The following is a 16847-nucleotide window of genomic DNA, read 5'->3' as shown; positions in this document are numbered from 1 at the left end:
CGTAAAGTAGGAGATTATTTTTTTAAAATGCAAATGTTTTTTGATTTTTATTTCGAAATTTCTATTAAAACGTTTAAGTAGATGAAATAGCTGTATTTTTTGAACCCGAAACCAAATCATTCCCTTTTTGAGGGCTGCTTGCAGGGTGGGGTTGTTGGTAAGCAGTTTTAAATATTAGAAAAGGTGCTGTCGTAAATCTTCGGGTACGGCAGCCCTGCTAACCGCTATAGTCCTGATGGTAGTGCTGTTTTGTTGTTGGTGAGGTCGGGAGCTGCCGCTTTTATCAGGTTTAGTTAAATTTGGGTTGTGGTACTATTTAAGTTGGTTACCTTTCCGGCGTCTAATTCCCCTCCTCTTGAGGGGCGCCCGCCAGGCGAAGTGGTAAATGAAATAATTAATTCAAAAAAATATATGCTCCATGAATGCAAAAAGCAATACTACCCAAAATAATCACTGGTAAATATTTCTTAAGAAAGAATAATAGAAATGCTATAATGTTAGCAAAAACCAAAACAGAACTGATGTATATATACGGTTTTGCGGAGTCATAAATAATACTGCTAGGGATAAAATCGCTAACCAACTGCATTCTGACCTGTATTATTGGAACTATATTCCAGATTAATAACCATAATAATATTGTTAACGAGACAATGGATAAGCTTTTTAAGCTATTGTTGCCTGTCATTTTTTTAATATTCAATATTTGCCTCCAATGGGATGATCTGAAAAATCAAGCTCAATTCCGTTTTTATTAACAATAATTAATTTCTTGTCTTCTTCCGAATAATTTTCTGGAGTTAGCATAACTTCTTTGCCTAAGCAGGCAGAAACATCTTTTAAATAATCTACTAACCTGTTATGGTCTTCTATCGAATTAATTTCCGTAGGGGTAATATCATTTTCAATTTCATCGCCACCAAAGAAATAGCATTTAACTAGAATATCTCCTAAATATATAGTAACATTATTAAGTACGTCGGTTTTTCCATTCCAATAATCAAATACAATGCTTTTATTAATATGGCCTTCAATTTCACCCGAGAATGCATTATAAAATTTCACTTTATATCTGGTATTGATGAGGTCTATCCATTTTTCCCAATCTTCCATGCTTGTATCTTTAACATAGATATCCCTTAAGGAGCCGTCAATATAATATATCTTTTTTCTAAGTATTTCCCAGTTCATTATTGATCATGTTACTGCATAAAAGTATGATCTTTAATTCATTTCCAAATAGTATGTAAGATTTATAAGCGCTTAAAGCCTTATCAATTAAAAGTTTAAACCAGCTAAAACCATTTAACAGATTTTACTTAGTGTAATTTTTTAATTTTTTTTACCTTGTAAAAATGAGTGTAAATATCTGTAAATAAAATGTTTACATAATAGTGTATTTGCTACAATATGTAAAAAATTACGCTTCAAAACTAGTTTTTGTGGAAGATAAGTATTTACCTTTGCTGTACTAACTAACTTATTGTTATGAGCAAAAAGAAACTGCAAGCGCCAGATTTAAGCTATTTAAATCTAGGCGGAAACATTGCTGTAAAGTACCAATTATCTCCAACGGAATTAATTGATGATGCCTTATTAAATAAAGAAGGTACGCTGGCTGCTTCAGGAGCGCTGGCGGTTGATACCGGAAAGTTTACCGGACGTTCTCCTAAAGACCGTTTTATTGTATGCGACGAAGTAACCGAAGATCAGGTTTGGTGGGGCGATGTAAACATTAAAATTTCTCCGGAGAAATTCGATCAGCTGTTTTATAAGCTAACAAATTACCTTGAAGATAAGAAAATCTATGTCCGCGATTCTTCGGCCTGTGCCAATCCGGATTACGATATATCCATCCGGGTAATTACAGAAACTGCCTATCAGAATCTTTTTGCTCATCATTTGTTTATCCGTCCGGAAGAAGATCGTTTGGGGATCACGCCAGAGTGGACCATCATTGCTGCGCCAGGTTTTTTGGCCGATCCGGCGATTGACGGAACCAGACAGGAAAACTTCTCCATTATCAACTTTACCAGGAAAATGATTTTGATCGGGGGGACTGGCTATACTGGCGAAATAAAAAAAGGAATTTTTTCTGTTTTAAACTTTATCCTGCCAGTATATAAAAATACGCTATCCATGCACTGTTCGGCCAATGTGGGTAAAAATGGTGATACCGCTATATTCTTCGGCTTATCGGGTACGGGAAAAACCACCTTGTCTGCCGATCCTGAGAGAGGATTGATCGGTGATGATGAACATGGCTGGGGTAAAGATTCTGTATTTAATTTCGAAGGTGGTTGCTATGCAAAATGTGTTGATTTAACCGAAGAGAAAGAGCCTCAGATCTTTAAGGCAATCAAATTTGGCTCCTTACTAGAGAATATTAATTTTTTTCCAGGCACGAAGGAAGTTGATTATAGTAATATCAGTAAAACGGAGAATACCCGCGTGGCTTATCCTATAGATTATATTGACAATGCGATTTTACCATCAATAGCGGCTGTTCCGAAAAATATCTTTTTCTTAACTGCAGATGCGTTTGGCGTATTGCCTCCAATTTCAAAATTAAATGTAGAACAGGCCATGTTCCACTTTATGAGCGGATATACAGCCAAGGTTGCGGGAACAGAAACAGGGGTAACAGAACCTCAGTTAACGTTTTCGGCTTGCTTTGGTAAAGCCTTCTTGCCATTGCACCCCTCTAGATATGCCGCACTATTGGGCGAGAAGATGGAAAAACACCAGGTAAACGTATGGCTAGTAAATACGGGTTGGAGCGGTGGAGCTTACGGCGTTGGTAAAAGGATGAAATTAAGTTATACCAGAGCGATGATTACGGCAGCGTTAAATGGAGACTTGGATCATAATAAATATAAGCAACATCATGTATTTAAATTGATGATGCCGTTAAATTGTCCTGGCGTACCAGACGAAATTTTAGACCCCTCTAAAACATGGAGCAATCAGGAAGAATACTTTTTGAAAGCCTACGAACTGTCGGATGCCTTTACAGAGAATTTCAAGCAGTTCGAACTGACAAAAGTACCAAAAAGCAGACACGAAGCGTTAAAATTATGTTAAATGCACTTTAAAATGCATTTTTTGAGCGAAAAATTTGCAATTCGATTTTTTTTTAGTTTTTATTGTGAAAGAATTGCCTCGGCTGGGGCAATTTTTTTGTTATACACCCTAGGTGATTTACCGAAACTAAATTCTAAGTAACGATTTAATTGCTTATTGATTTATTAATTTGTAATTTAAAATCAATTTATAAATTTGTTTTTCGCAACAATTTCGGATATGAAACGTTGAGTGTAGTACAAAAGAAAAAAACAGCTAAAAATTAAAAACAAGAACTAAAACTAAAATTTCAAAAAAAATGGCAAACGCACCAAAACCAACAACTGTTAAAAAAGAGAGCTCTTCTAGTGCTTCAAATGTATTTGCAACATTCGTTATTCCAATTTGTATTATCATTGGATTCTGTGTTTGGAGATTCGTATTCGGAGAAGGAAGTAACTTTATCGATGGTGACAGAGAAAAATTACCATTACCTGGTAACTATCTTGGAACAGCTTACAAAGGAGGTCCTATCGTAGCGATCTTAGTTGGATTACTATTAGTAGTAATTGTATTCTCTATCGAACGTTTCATCGTTATTGGTAAAGCAAGTGGAAAATCTAGCTTAGACACTTTCATTCGCAAAGTACAAGGTTTATTAAGCGCAGGTAACATCGAAGCAGCAAAAGCTGAGTGTGATAAACAAGAAGGTTCAGTTGCTAACGTAATTAAATCTGGCTTGAAAAAATACAGTGAAGTTGAAGCAGACACTAATATGGATGTTGAGCAATCAATCGTTGCAATCCAAAAAGAGGTTGAAGAAGCTACAGCTTTAGAAATGCCAATGTTAGAGCAAAACTTAACTGTAATTGCAACTTTGGTATCAATCGGTACATTAGTAGGTTTATTGGGTACAGTAACAGGTATGATCCGTGCATTCGCCGGTTTAGCAAACTCTGGAGCACCAGATCAGTCAGCATTAGCGGTAGGTATCTCTGAGGCATTGATCAACACTGCAACGGGTATCTTGGTTTCTACTGTGGCAATTATCATGTATAACGTATTAACTTCTAAAATCGACAAGTTAACTTACGCTATCGATGAGGCTGGTTTCAGCATCGTTCAAACATACGCTAGTTCGCATAAATAAGAATTTTGAAAAAATTTTTACCGGCTTTATGGAAAACCGGAAAAAAGATCATCATTATTAAAACTAGTAAAAAATATTATGCCTAGAATTAAAGTTAAAAGAACAAGTACAGTAACAGATATGACCGCCATGTGTGATGTGGCGTCATTGTTACTTACTTTCTTCATCTTAACTGCTACAGCAAGGCAACCAGAACCACTAGCCGTTTCTACACCTTCATCTACGTATGAGTTTAAGGTACCGGTAGAAAACAATGCGATATTAACCATTGGGCAGGGTAAAGTTTTCTTTGAAGTAGCAGGGGTCAAAGTAAGAGCGAAAACATTAGAGCTAATGGGCGAACAGTACAAAATATCGTTCACTCCAGTAGAAATACAACGCTTTTCATCGATAGGAAGTTTCGGTGTTCCGATTCAGAGTTTAAAATCTCTTATTGCCTTGAATGGGGCTGACCGTATGAAACCAGGGGTACAACCTGGTATACCTTCAGATTCGACTGACAATCAGTTAAATGCATGGGTATTAAATGCCCGTAAAGCAACTAAAGAGATTAATAATCAGGATATGCGTATCAGTATTAAAGGTGATGCAAAAGAAGAATATCCGGTAGTTAAAAAGATTATTGATGTACTTCAGAAACAAAGTGTAAACAAGTTTTTATTGGTTACCAACTCTGAAGCTAAAAAGAAATAAGAAATGGCAGAATTAAACACAGGCGGGAAGAAAGCCACCCCAAGGGTTGATATGACTCCGATGGTGGATCTAATGTTTCTTTTGGTAACATTCTTTATCTTAACAACAGTAATCTCTACGCCTCAAGCGATGGATATTGCAAAGCCAGATAAAAACGAAAAGTTACCTGAGAACAGATTGGAGCTGAAAGCAAGTAAAACAATGACTATTTTGTTGGGTAAAAGCAATAAGGTAGCATGGTACATGGGCGTAGCTGGCGAAAGCGCACCAACTATAGAATCTGGTTCACAAATCGAAGATGCTATTGTTAAAAATAGAAAAGCAGCTGATGCTTCAGGCGTTGCTGGAGACTTTGTTGTACTGGTAAAACCAACATCAGGTTCTACATTCCAAAACTTTGTAGACATCATGGATGAGTTGGAAATTCTTAAAGTTAAGGTTCGTCAGATCGACGATGATAACATCCTTGACAATGAGAAGCAGTTCATGAAAGAAAAAGGAATTTTATAATCAGTAAAACCAATAGTTATGTCGAAGTTAGATATATTCAGAAAAGAATGGCTTGAAGTGGTTTTTGCAGATAAAAACAAAACCTACGGTGCGTATCAATTGCGTAAAAGCAATGGTGCCAACACCTCAAGAGCATTAATTATCGGCTCTATTATATTTATTGTGTTATTTTTCTCTCCTAAAATCTATAGCCTGATTAAAGGCTCAATGGATCATGAAGATGAGCAATTAAAAGCACAAGAAGTAATTTTAGCGCCACCACCACCAGTAGATCCTAAAACACCGCCACCACCACCGGTAGAGCCACCTCCACCAAAAGTTGACCAGGTGAAAATGCCACCTCCAATTGTAAAACCAGATATCGAGGTTCGTGATGAACCGCCTACGGTTGAAAAATTGAAGGAAGCTGATCCAGGGCAGAGAGATATTAAAGGTGACCCAACGGCAGAGATTAATATCGCTGAACCAGTTGGTGAAGGACCAAAAAGAGAAGCTGCTGTTGCGGTTGATGATAATAAAGTTTACGACTTTGTTAGTATCGAGAAACAACCAGAATTCCCAGGAGGTATCTCTAAGTTTTATGGATACTTAAGTAAAGCAATAAAGTACCCGCCAATGGCACAAGAAAACAATGTTCAAGGTAAAGTATTTTTATCTTTCGTTGTTGAAAAAGATGGTAAATTAACTGATATCACAGTTACCCGTGGTTTGGGTAGCGGAACTGATGAAGAAGCCATTCGTGTATTGAAAGCTAGTCCACGTTGGAACCCAGGTATCCAAAATGGTAAGCCGGTAAGGGTAAAATACAACATCAACGTTAACTTTACATTGAACTAATAGTAGATGTTAAATTTTGATATTTTTAAGCAAAAATCGCCTAAACAGCGGTTTTTGCTCATTTTAGGCCTTGTCATGTTCGTTTTTTATGTGGTATTAGGCTTTGCATTTATATTTTACGAACCAATTGCCCTGCGCTTAAGCACTATTCCACAATGGGGCCGCATCGCAATCGGTATCTTCTTAATTATTTATGCATTTGTAAGACTTTTAAGCCTTGGAAGGCGCGATTAATCAGCTCAATGAAAAATTTCCTTTTAATATTTTGTATACTAGCTTTACTTGTATCCTGCAAACGTAAAAATAAAGCCAATGCAGTTAAAGAAACCAGAACAAGCGGTACCTTAAAAATATTGGTTGATGAAAGTGTTGGACCGATTGTTCAAGATCAGATCGATATTTTTAGTTTGGATTATCCGGATGCAAAATTTCAGATAACAGTCAAACCTGAAGAAAAATTATTGCCTGCCTTTCTTAATGATAGTGTAAGGGTAATTGTTTTACCAAGGTTATTAACCAAAGCAGAGGAAAAGTATTATAACCAGCGTAATATCAAAATCAACTCTTCGCGTTTTGCTATTGATGGTATTGCTTTAATTACCAATCAGGGCAATATCGATAGTACAATTAACGTTAAAGAAGTGATTGATATATTACAGGGGAAGAAATCAGATAAAAAATTGGTCTTTGATAACGCTTATTCAAGTACCTTTCAATATTTTAAAGAGTTGGCTCATATCAGCCAATTTCCAGCTACAGGTGTTTACTCTAAAAATTCTAGCAAAGAAGTAATTAAACTTATTGCAGAAGATAAAAATTTTATTGGTATTTTGGGCGTGAATTGGATCACGGACAAGGATACAGAGATGAGCGAATACCTTTCTAAGATAAAAGTGCTGGGTGTAAAGAATGTAAAAGGCAAGGTAGGGGATGATCAGTTCTATAAACCAACTCAAGATAACTTAATTAACGGTGTTTATCCTTTCTTAAGAAATATAAATATTATAGATTGTGAGGGAAGAGATGGTTTAGGCACAGGATTTGCAACATGGTTAAGAAGTCAGAGGGGACAATTGATTGTACTTAAATCTGGACTTGGCCCGCATAAATTAATGCCAAGACAAATTAACCTGACAAAAGGAAATTAAATTAAAAATTATAAATTGAACCACGAAGTAAATCTAAAGAGACACTTCATTTTTATTAAATAAAAAAACAGAATATCCGATGAAAATTTTAAAGAAAGCAATAACCTTAAATGTAGGTTTGGTGTTGATGGGTTCTGCAGTTTTTGCTCAAGATTTAAATGACGCGAAAAAAGCCATCGACGCGGAGCAGTATCAGAAAGCATCATCAATGCTTAAGTCATTGGTGAGCTCAAAAGCATCAGATGGTAATAACTATTACAATCTTGGTTTGGTTTACTTAAAAACCGGTTACATCGACTCCGCTAGAGCCGTATTTACCAAAGGTGTTACCGCTGATCCAAAAAACAACTTAAACTTAATTGGTTTAGGCGAAGCAGATATGTTATCTAATAACCCAAGTTCTGCTAAAACTAACTTCGACAAGGCTGTAGCTTTGGCACCAAAAGATTACAAAACTTATTTGTATATCGGTAAAGCTTATTTAGCGCAGGATAAACCTAGTGATGATGTATCTAAACCTGATTTTACCAGCGCTTTAGCTAACATTACCAAAGCAGATGAATTAGATTCGAAAGATAAGGATGCAGAAGTTTTCTTGGCGCAAGGTGATGCCTATGCATTACAGAAGAAAAATTCTGAAGCATTAGGCCCATACATGCGTGTTGGAGATGTTGATCCTAACAACAGAAGAGCTAAAACACAGATTGGTAAAATGTACAAAGAGTCGAGAGCTTTTCCTGAAGGTGAAAAAGAGTTACAGGATGTAATTGCTGCTGATGCAAACTATGGCCCTGCTTACCGCGAGTTAGGCGAGTTGTATTTGCAATGGAGTAGTTTTGGTGTTGATAAAGAAAAAGCAGCAAAAGCGATTGAGAATTACAAAAAATACATGGATTTAACGGATAAATCTTTGGAGTCTCAATTGCGTTACGCTCAATTCTTATTTTATGCTAAAGATTATAAAACATTAGAGCAAGTGGCTACTTCTTTACAAGTTCCTGCAAACGATCCTAAAGGTACTATTGTTTCAAGGATGAAAGGTTGGGCAGCTTATGAAAATGGAAACTACCCTCAGGCATTAGCGAGCTTAACTGATTTTTTTGCAAAGGAAAAGGATAGGACAAAGATTTTAGGTAACGATTATCTTTATTTAGGTAAAGCACAATTGAAAGCTGGTCAAGATAGCTTAGGTGTTCTTAATATAATAGAGGCGGCTAAAATAGATTCTACTAATGCAGATGCTTTATCGGAGGCTGGTTTAGCTTTGTATAAAGCTAAAAAATACGGTAAAGCCGCAGAGATTTATACATTAGCAATTAAATATAATCCAAATGGTAAAGGTTCATTAACAAACTATTACTATGTAGGACAAACAAGATTCTTGGAAGGGTATTTTGCTCAAAAAGACAAAAAACCGTTAAATACAGCAGCATTGATTGAGGCCGATTCAGCACTGAGTCACTTAAATAAAGTTTCTCCAGAGTTTGCTTTAGGTTATTTTACAAGGGCAAGGATTGCTAATCTTCTAGAAGATAAAGCTAACCCAAAATATGCATCTATTCCATATTTTGAAAAATACATTAGCTTAGTTAAGCCTGAAGAACAAGCAACCAATAAAACAAACCTTGTAGAATCTTACGATTATCTAGGTGCTTACTATGCTGATAAAGATAAAGCAAAAGCTATAGATTATTTAAACAAAAGTATTGCGTTAGACCCGCAAGGTCCTTTTGCAGCAGCCAAGCTTAAAGAATTGCAGTCACCTGCAGCTGCTCCAAAAACAAAAGGTAAAGGTAAATAATTAGAAAGTTAAATAATTTAGAAAAGGCAGAGTTTGGTTACTCTGCCTTTTTCTTTTACTTTTGCAACATAAAATAAATAATATGCAAGCGCAGAGTTCGGCTATAGATTTTTTACCAATTATATTTCAAGTAATTGTTGCTTTAGGTTTTGTGGTAACCACATTGGTTGCAACCCACTTTTTAGGTCCAAAACGTAAAACAAGCGACAAATTAGAAACTTTTGAGGCTGGTATTAAATCAGTAGGTAACGCACGTCAGCCTTTCTCTATCAAATATTTCGTAGTAGCCATCTTATTTGTACTGTTCGATGTAGAGGTTATCTTTATGTATCCTTGGGCAGTTAATTTCCGTACATTAAGGATGGATGGAATGATCGAAATGTTCATTTTCATGGGTACTTTGTTGCTAGGTTTTATCTACGTAATCAAGAAAAAAGTTTTAGACTGGAACTAGTCTATTGGCAGTTCTCAGTTTACAATTGGCAGTTAATAGTTTTCGGTTTAAAAACTGTAAACTCAAAATTGCCAACTGCAAACCGAATGTGTATCACTTACACTAACTTATAGCTGTTTTAGTTATTTAGAAAGGTTCTAAATCGAGTAAAGCTAGTTTGTTTGCCTTTAAAATATTGTAAATTTGTTGCTCATTCTGCAAAGGGATGAGCATTTTTTGTTTATAAACATGAGTGAAATTAATATAGTTGATGCGCCTCCAGGAATAGAAGGATCTGGCTTTTTTGCCACTTCTCTTGATAAAGTGATTGGTTTGGCCCGCTCAAATTCATTATGGCCTTTACCTTTTGCCACTTCTTGTTGTGGAATCGAGTTTATGGCAACCATGGGTTCGCATTACGATTTAGGTCGTTTCGGTGCCGAACGCTTAAGTTTTTCTCCCCGTCAGGCTGATGTTTTAATGGTTATGGGAACTATCGCTAAAAAGATGGCCCCGGTATTAAAGCAGGTTTATATCCAAATGGCAGAGCCACGTTGGGTAATGGCTGTTGGTGCCTGTGCAAGTAGTGGTGGTATTTTCGATACTTATTCCGTATTGCAAGGTATTGATGAGGTTATTCCGGTGGATGTTTACGTTCCGGGGTGCCCGCCAAGACCTGAAGCTATTTTAGATGGTTTTCAACGTATTCAGGATTTAGTGAAAAACGAGTCGGGCAGAAGAAGAAATTCTGATTATTACAAAGAACTTTTGGGTCAATACGGCATTAAATAATGGAAGAAACGACACTAAATAACGATATCCACGTTAAGCTGACTGAAAAGTTTGGCGAAAAAGTTACCGCCGTTTCTGAGCCTTATGGTTTATTAACCTTTGTAACTTATAAAGATGTGATCATCAATGTGCTTTCGCATCTTAAAGAAGAATTAAAATTCAATTTCCTTACTGACATTACCGCGGTTCACTATCCAGGTAAAGATCATGGTATTGCAGTGGTTTACCATTTGCACAACATGGTGGAGAAAGTTAGAATCAGGATTAAGGTTTTCATTTCAGAACAAAATCCAACTATTCCTACAGCAACAACTGTTTGGAAAGGTGCCAACTGGATGGAACGCGAAACTTACGATTTGTTCGGGGTTAAATTTGAAGGTCACCCTGATTTACGCCGTATTTTAAATATGGACGACTTAGGTGTTCACCCGATGTTGAAACAATATCCATTGGAAGATCCGAACAGAGTAGATAAAAAAGACGAATTTTTTGGAAGGTAAACTATGAATCATAACCATCCGGTATTTACAGATAACGATCCGCAAAGTGAGCTGGTAACCTTAAACTTAGGCCCAACGCACCCTGCAACACACGGCGTTTTTCAAAACGTTTTGCAATTAGATGGCGAACGTATTGTAAGCGGCGTTTCTACCATTGGGTATATCCACCGTGCTTTCGAAAAGATTGCGGAGCATCGCCCATTTTATCAAATTACACCACTTACCGACCGTTTAAACTATTGCTCGTCGCCTATTAACAATATGGGATGGCACATGACGGTTGAGAAGTTGTTAAATATTCAGATGCCGAAACGTGTAGATTATCTTCGGGTAATCATTATGGAACTTTCGCGTATTTCCGATCACATTATCTGTAACACGATTATTGGCCAGGATACAGGAGCGACCACCACTTTCTTATACCTATTTCAGTTCCGTGAGCATATTTACGAGATCTTCGAAGAAGTTTGTGGTGCACGTTTAACCACAAATATTGGCCGTATTGGTGGGTTTGAAAGGGATTTCAATGATATCGCCTTTGCTAAAATCGATAAGTTTTTAAAAGAATTCCCTAAAGCGTTAAAAGAGTTCGAAAATCTGTTAACACGTAACCGTATTTTTATTGATAGAACGGCTGGTGTTGCAGAAGTAACTAAAGAAGCTGCTTTAGAATATAGCTGGACTGGACCGCTTTTGCGTGCTACCGGTGTAGATTACGATGTGCGTGTAAGCGATCCATATTCTTCATATCAGGATTTCGACTTTGAAGTTCCGGTAGGTACAAGTGGCGATATTTACGACAGGTATTTAGTGCGTAATGAAGAGATGTGGCAAAGTGTCCGCATTATCGAACAGGCGCTTGTGAAGTTAAAAACAGAGCCAAAAGGTATTTTTCATGCCGATGTTCCTGAATTTTACCTCCCTCCAAAACAAGAAGTTTACAACAATATGGAAGCATTGATTTATCACTTCAAAATTGTGATGGGTGAAATTGATGCGCCAAAAGCAGAAGTTTATCACGCTGTGGAAGGCGGAAATGGCGAGTTAGGATTCTATCTGATTAATGATGGAGGCCGTACACCGTACCGTTTACACTTCCGCAGACCAAGTTTTGTAAACTACCAGATGTTTGCACCAATGAGCGAGGGCATGTTATTGTCTGATGCCATTATCAACATGAGTAGTATGAATATTATTGCAGGAGAATTAGATGCTTAAAGTAGAAGAACAAACACCTGTAGTGTTTTCATCAGAATTGCTGGCCAAATTTGATGATGTAAAAAGCCGTTATCCTGAAGGTAAGCACAAATCAGCTTTGTTGCCATTATTGCACTTGGTACAGGCCGAATACCTTTGGGTAAGTACACCAGCGATGGATAAAGTAGCTGAATATTTAAATATTCAGCCAATTGAAGTATATGAGGTGGCAACATTTTATACCATGTACTTTTTAAAACCACAAGGTAAGTATGCTTTAGAGGTTTGCCGTACCGGCCCTTGTTGCCTGGTTGGTGCCGAAAAAATATTAAGCCACTTGGAAAACAAGTTAGGTGTTAAAGAAGGTGAAGTTACTGCCGATGGTTTATTCAGCTTTAGAGGAGTTGAATGTTTAGCCGCCTGTGGTTTCGGTCCGGTATTGCAAATTAGCCCGGAATATACTTTCTACGAAAACCTTACCGAAGCAAGTGTAGATAAATTGATTGAAGATTTGAAAAATAAGTCCTAAGTCGAAAGTCTTAAGTCGAGAGTCGTTTTGACTCATGACTATGGACTATGGACTACAGACGCTAGACTAATTAAAATGTCTCGAAAACTGTTACTTGAGCATATAAACGTACCGGGCATCAATACACTTGAAGTCTATCGCCAAAAAGGCGGGTACCGTGCTGTGGAAAAAGCCCTTAAAACTTTAACACCTGAAGAGATTGTTGAAGAAGTTAAGAAATCGGGCTTACGCGGTCGCGGAGGCGCGGGTTTCCCTACAGGGATGAAATGGAGCTTTTTGGCTAAACCAGAGGGTGTTGCACGTTATTTGGTGTGTAATGCTGATGAATCAGAGCCGGGAACTTTTAAAGACCGTTATTTGATGACTTATATTCCCCATGCATTAATTGAGGGAATGATTGTATCGAGTTTCGCATTGGGTGCCAAGGTTTCTTATATCTATGTACGTGGCGAGATGATGCCTCAGATCCGCATTTTAGAAAAAGCAATTGCGGAAGCTAAAGCTGCAGGATGGTTGGGTAAAAACATTTTAGGAACAGGTTACGATTTAGAATTATATGTTCAGCCGGGCGGTGGCGCTTACATTTGTGGTGAAGAAACTGCTTTGTTAGAATCGCTTGAAGGTAAAAGGGGTAATCCACGGATTAAACCACCATTCCCGGCAATTGCAGGGTTATATGGTTGCCCTACAGTGGTTAACAATGTTGAATCTATTGCTGCAGTGGTACCGATTATCAACGATGGGGGTGATGAATATGCGAAGATTGGTATCGGTAGAAGTACAGGTACAAAATTGATATCTGCGTCAGGTAATTTAGTAAAACCAGGTGTTTACGAAATCGAATTGGGTTTGCCAGTAGAAGAATTTATTTATTCTGACGAGTATTGTGGCGGTATTGCCAATGGTAAACGTTTAAAGGCAACGGTTGCAGGCGGATCATCGGTGCCTATTTTACCTGCTAATTTAACCCTGAAATACGCTAACGGCGAACCTCGTTTAATGAGTTACGAATCGTTATCAGAAGGTGGGTTTGCTACAGGAACCATGATGGGTTCAGGTGGTTTTATCGCTTTTGATGAAGATCAGTGCATTGTTAGAAATACCTGGAATTTTGCCCGTTTTTATCACCACGAAAGCTGTGGACAGTGTTCACCTTGCCGCGAAGGTACGGGATGGATGGAAAAAGTGTTACACAAAATCGAGCACGGCCATGGTAAAATGGAAGATGTTGATTTATTGTGGGACATTCAACGTAAAATTGAAGGGAATACAATCTGTCCGCTGGGTGATGCAGCGGCTTGGCCTGTAGCCAGCGCAATCCGTCACTTTAGAGATGAATTTGAATGGCACATTAAAGAACCTGTTAAGAGTCAGAGCCAAAATTATGGTATTGCAAATTATGCAACACCGATTGAAAAAGCTCCGGTAACGGAAGAGAAATAAATATTTAGTATTACGGTTTGTGATACTAAAATCCTAAGGTCGCATTTTGCGACCTTAGGAAAAGAACTTAACACAATGAATATGTAAATGAAAGAAGAAATATCACCCGTAATCATCCCCAACGAAGTAATAGTTAATAAAATATATCTTTTTAGAGGAGTGAAGGTGATGTTAGATTCTGATTTGGCAGCGCTCTTTGGCGTTGATACTAAAAGATTAAAAGAACAAGTTAGAAGAAATATAGAGCGTTTTCCAGAGCACTTTATGTTTGAACTGACGAAAGAAGAAAATGAAGTTCTAAGGTCGCAATTTGTGACCTTAGAACAAGGAAAATATTCAAAGTATCTTCCGTTTGCATTTAGCGAACATGGTATTTTACAACTATCAAACGTTTTAAAAAGTAAACAGGCGGTAGAAGTAAGTATTAAAATTATTGATGTGTTTGTACAGCTTAGAACGATGGTTTTAAGTAATACAGAAATAAGACTAGAAGTAGAAAAGATTAAAAAGAAAGTAGATAATCAGGATAAAAATATTGAAGTCATATTCAGGTATTTTGATGAGCTACTGGAACAGAAAGAAAAGCCAAGAAAAGAAATTGGTTATAAAATCTTGAAAGAGAAATAATAAATTGTAAAAAAGATTGCTTCGTACCTCGCAATGACGGTAGAAGTATAAAAAATAAAAAGAATATCATTAACCATGAGTGAAAAAGTTAAGGTTACGATAGATGGGATAACAGTAGAGGTGGATAACGGAACAACCATTCTGAATGCTGCAAGGCAGATAGGAGGGGATATTGTTCCGCCAGCAATGTGCTATTATTCTAAATTACAAGGCAGTGGCGGTAAATGCCGTACCTGTATTGTAAAAGTGACTAAAGGTTCGGAGAAAGATCCTCGCCCAATGCCTAAATTGGTGGCTTCTTGCCGCACAACCGTAATGGATGGGATGGAAGTGCTTAACATTACTTCACCAGAAGTTTTGGAAGCACGTGCAGGTGTTGTAGAGATCTTATTGATTAATCACCCCTTAGATTGCCCTGTTTGCGATCAGGCAGGGGAATGTGATCTTCAGAACTTAGGTTATGAACACGGTTTGCAAAAAACACGTTATGAGTTTGAACGCCGTACTTTTGAGCGTATTGATATAGGTGATAAAATCCAGTTGCACATGAATCGTTGTATTTTGTGCTACCGTTGTGTTTTCACGGCTGATCAGATTACAAACAAACGTGTTCATGGTATCTTGAACCGTGGCGACCACTCCGAAATTTCTACTTACATCACCCAGGCTGTTGATAACGATTTCTCTGGAAACGTAATCGATGTTTGCCCAGTAGGTGCTTTAACAGATAAAACTTTCCGTTTCAAAAACCGTGTTTGGTTTACCAAACCAGTTGATGCACACCGCGATTGCGATCACGAAAAATGCAACGGTAAAGTAACACTTTGGTATAAAGGAGCAGATGTTTTACGTGTTACTGCACGTAAAGATCAGTTTGGAGAAGTAGAAGAATTTATTTGCAATACTTGCCGCTTTGATAAAAAAGCAACTGCTGATTGGGTAATTGAACATCCAACACACATTGATGATACTTCGGTAATTGCATCTAATCACTACGAAACATTAAAACCTTTGCATGTTATTCAGCCAAATGAGGCATTACAAGCTGCAAATGAAATTGAATTACATAAAACAGTTAAATACTAATGGATAGCGCTTTTGTTATAGAAAAATTTATCCTGGTAGCTGTAATTTTCGGCATCAGTTTAGTTATTGCCATGTATTCTACTTATGCAGAACGTAAAGTTGCCGCATATTTACAAGATCGTTTAGGCCCTGATAGAGCTGGCCCCTTTGGTATTTTACAACCATTGGCCGATGGATTAAAAATGTTTATGAAAGAGGAAATTATTCCTACCTCATCAAACAGATTTTTATTTATCGCTGGCCCGGGTTTGGCATTGCTTTGTGCCTGTATAGGTACGGCGGTTATCCCGTGGGGCAGTCCTGTTTTAATTGCAGGCAAAACTATTCCTTTACAGGTTTCGGATATCAATGTTGGAGTTCTATATATTTTTGGAGTCGTTTCTCTGGGTGTTTATGGCGTAATGATTGGGGGATGGGCCTCAAACAACAAATACTCTTTGTTAAGTGCGATCCGTGCAGCTTCGCAGAACATCAGTTATGAAATTGCAATGGGATTATCGATCATCGCTTTGCTTTTAATGACGAATACCTTAAGCTTAAAAGAAATTGTTGATCAGCAACATGGCTGGAGATGGAATGTTTTATATCAGCCACTTGGATTCCTAATCTTTATGGTCTGTTCATTTGCCGAAACCAACCGTGCGCCGTTCGATTTGCCTGAATGTGAAACGGAATTAATAGGTGGTTACCATACCGAATATTCTTCAATGAAATTAGGTTTTTACCTGTTTGCTGAGTATATCAATATGTTCGTATCATCGGCAGTAATGGCGGCTTTATATTGGGGCGGTTATAACTACCCAGGTATGGATTCGATGGCGGTGTGGTTAGGTCCAACCTGGGCACCTCTTTTTGGTACGGCAGTTTTCTTTGGTAAAATATGTGCTTTCATCTTTTTCTTCATGTGGGTACGTTGGACAATCCCTCGTTTCCGTTACGATCAATTGATGAATTTAGGTTGGAAAGGTTTAATACCTTTAGCTATTGCCAATATTATAATAACAGGTGTTGTGATTGCGATTATTGAGAAGTTTTAAT

Annotated in this window: 18 protein-coding genes; 17 read left to right on the top strand and 1 reads right to left on the bottom strand. The window is 37.5% G+C overall.

Annotated features, from left to right (window positions below; translation table 11 throughout):
- Positions 1-699 precede the first annotated feature (699 nt).
- On the bottom strand, positions 700-1191 hold the full coding sequence (locus LQ201_RS10795) for a hypothetical protein (RefSeq protein WP_230146637.1): 492 nt from the start codon (positions 1189-1191) through the stop codon (positions 700-702).
- Between the two features lie 297 nt (positions 1192-1488).
- Between LQ201_RS10795 and pckA the strand changes: the two genes are divergently transcribed.
- The 17 genes from pckA to nuoH all read left to right on the top strand — a co-directional run bounded on the left by pckA (position 1489) and on the right by nuoH (position 16846).
- The gene (gene pckA, locus LQ201_RS10790; RefSeq protein ID WP_230142259.1) at positions 1489-3084 is read left to right on the top strand and encodes a phosphoenolpyruvate carboxykinase (ATP); all 1596 of its coding nucleotides are present in this window, start codon (positions 1489-1491) and stop codon (positions 3082-3084) included.
- 298 nt (positions 3085-3382) lie between these two features.
- Entirely contained in the window at positions 3383-4213 is an 831-nt protein-coding gene (locus tag LQ201_RS10785) for a MotA/TolQ/ExbB proton channel family protein (protein ID WP_057931433.1), read from the top strand.
- Between the two features lie 78 nt (positions 4214-4291).
- Positions 4292-4906, top strand: a complete 615-nt coding sequence (locus LQ201_RS10780) for a biopolymer transporter ExbD (RefSeq protein ID WP_230142257.1) — start codon at positions 4292-4294, stop codon at positions 4904-4906.
- Positions 4907-4909: 3 nt separating this feature from the next.
- Positions 4910-5416 (top strand): biopolymer transporter ExbD, encoded by a 507-nt coding sequence (locus tag LQ201_RS10775; RefSeq protein ID WP_138819651.1) that lies wholly within the window; start codon positions 4910-4912, stop codon positions 5414-5416.
- 18 nt (positions 5417-5434) lie between these two features.
- Positions 5435-6253 (top strand): energy transducer TonB, encoded by an 819-nt coding sequence (locus tag LQ201_RS10770; protein ID WP_230142255.1) that lies wholly within the window; start codon positions 5435-5437, stop codon positions 6251-6253.
- 6 nt (positions 6254-6259) lie between these two features.
- The gene (locus LQ201_RS10765; RefSeq protein WP_029274767.1) at positions 6260-6487 is read left to right on the top strand and encodes a hypothetical protein; all 228 of its coding nucleotides are present in this window, start codon (positions 6260-6262) and stop codon (positions 6485-6487) included.
- Between the two features lie 8 nt (positions 6488-6495).
- The gene (locus LQ201_RS10760) at positions 6496-7401 is read left to right on the top strand and encodes a PstS family phosphate ABC transporter substrate-binding protein (RefSeq protein WP_230142253.1); all 906 of its coding nucleotides are present in this window, start codon (positions 6496-6498) and stop codon (positions 7399-7401) included.
- A gap of 79 nt (positions 7402-7480) precedes the next feature.
- Positions 7481-9202, top strand: coding sequence for a lipopolysaccharide assembly protein LapB (locus tag LQ201_RS10755; protein WP_230142250.1), 1722 nt, complete (start codon positions 7481-7483; stop codon positions 9200-9202).
- Between the two features lie 82 nt (positions 9203-9284).
- On the top strand, positions 9285-9656 hold the full coding sequence (locus tag LQ201_RS10750) for an NADH-quinone oxidoreductase subunit A (RefSeq protein ID WP_029274758.1): 372 nt from the start codon (positions 9285-9287) through the stop codon (positions 9654-9656).
- 228 nt (positions 9657-9884) lie between these two features.
- A complete protein-coding gene (locus LQ201_RS10745; protein ID WP_108197409.1) occupies positions 9885-10427 on the top strand; it encodes an NADH-quinone oxidoreductase subunit B in 543 nt (180 codons plus the stop codon).
- Positions 10427-10927, top strand: coding sequence for an NADH-quinone oxidoreductase subunit C (locus LQ201_RS10740; RefSeq protein ID WP_230142248.1), 501 nt, complete (start codon positions 10427-10429; stop codon positions 10925-10927). Before LQ201_RS10745 ends, LQ201_RS10740 begins: the two co-directional genes overlap by 1 nt.
- 3 nt (positions 10928-10930) lie before the next feature.
- Positions 10931-12145: an NADH-quinone oxidoreductase subunit D gene (locus LQ201_RS10735; protein WP_230142247.1), complete on the top strand. Its 1215-nt coding sequence runs from the start codon at positions 10931-10933 to the stop codon at positions 12143-12145.
- Positions 12138-12653, top strand: coding sequence for an NAD(P)H-dependent oxidoreductase subunit E (nuoE, locus tag LQ201_RS10730; RefSeq protein WP_057931424.1), 516 nt, complete (start codon positions 12138-12140; stop codon positions 12651-12653). The genes LQ201_RS10735 and nuoE overlap by 8 nt, the downstream gene beginning before the upstream one ends.
- A gap of 75 nt (positions 12654-12728) precedes the next feature.
- Positions 12729-14096 carry an NADH-quinone oxidoreductase subunit NuoF gene (gene nuoF, locus LQ201_RS10725; protein WP_057931423.1) on the top strand — a complete coding sequence of 456 codons (1368 nt, stop codon included), beginning with the start codon at positions 12729-12731 and terminating at the stop codon, positions 14094-14096.
- 87 nt (positions 14097-14183) lie between these two features.
- Positions 14184-14723: an ORF6N domain-containing protein gene (locus LQ201_RS10720; RefSeq protein ID WP_230142246.1), complete on the top strand. Its 540-nt coding sequence runs from the start codon at positions 14184-14186 to the stop codon at positions 14721-14723.
- A 75-nt stretch (positions 14724-14798) separates the two neighbouring features.
- Positions 14799-15809, top strand: a complete 1011-nt coding sequence (locus LQ201_RS10715; RefSeq protein WP_029274750.1) for a 2Fe-2S iron-sulfur cluster-binding protein — start codon at positions 14799-14801, stop codon at positions 15807-15809.
- Positions 15809-16846, top strand: coding sequence for an NADH-quinone oxidoreductase subunit NuoH (gene nuoH / locus LQ201_RS10710; protein WP_029274749.1), 1038 nt, complete (start codon positions 15809-15811; stop codon positions 16844-16846). The genes LQ201_RS10715 and nuoH overlap by 1 nt, the downstream gene beginning before the upstream one ends.
- The last annotated feature ends 1 nt before the right edge of the window (position 16847 follow it).

This window comes from Pedobacter sp. Bi126 (genome assembly GCF_918698245.1).
GTDB lineage: Bacteria > Bacteroidota > Bacteroidia > Sphingobacteriales > Sphingobacteriaceae > Pedobacter.
Note: the sequence above shows the minus strand (reverse complement) of the source record. Positions and strands in the feature narration are given on the sequence as shown.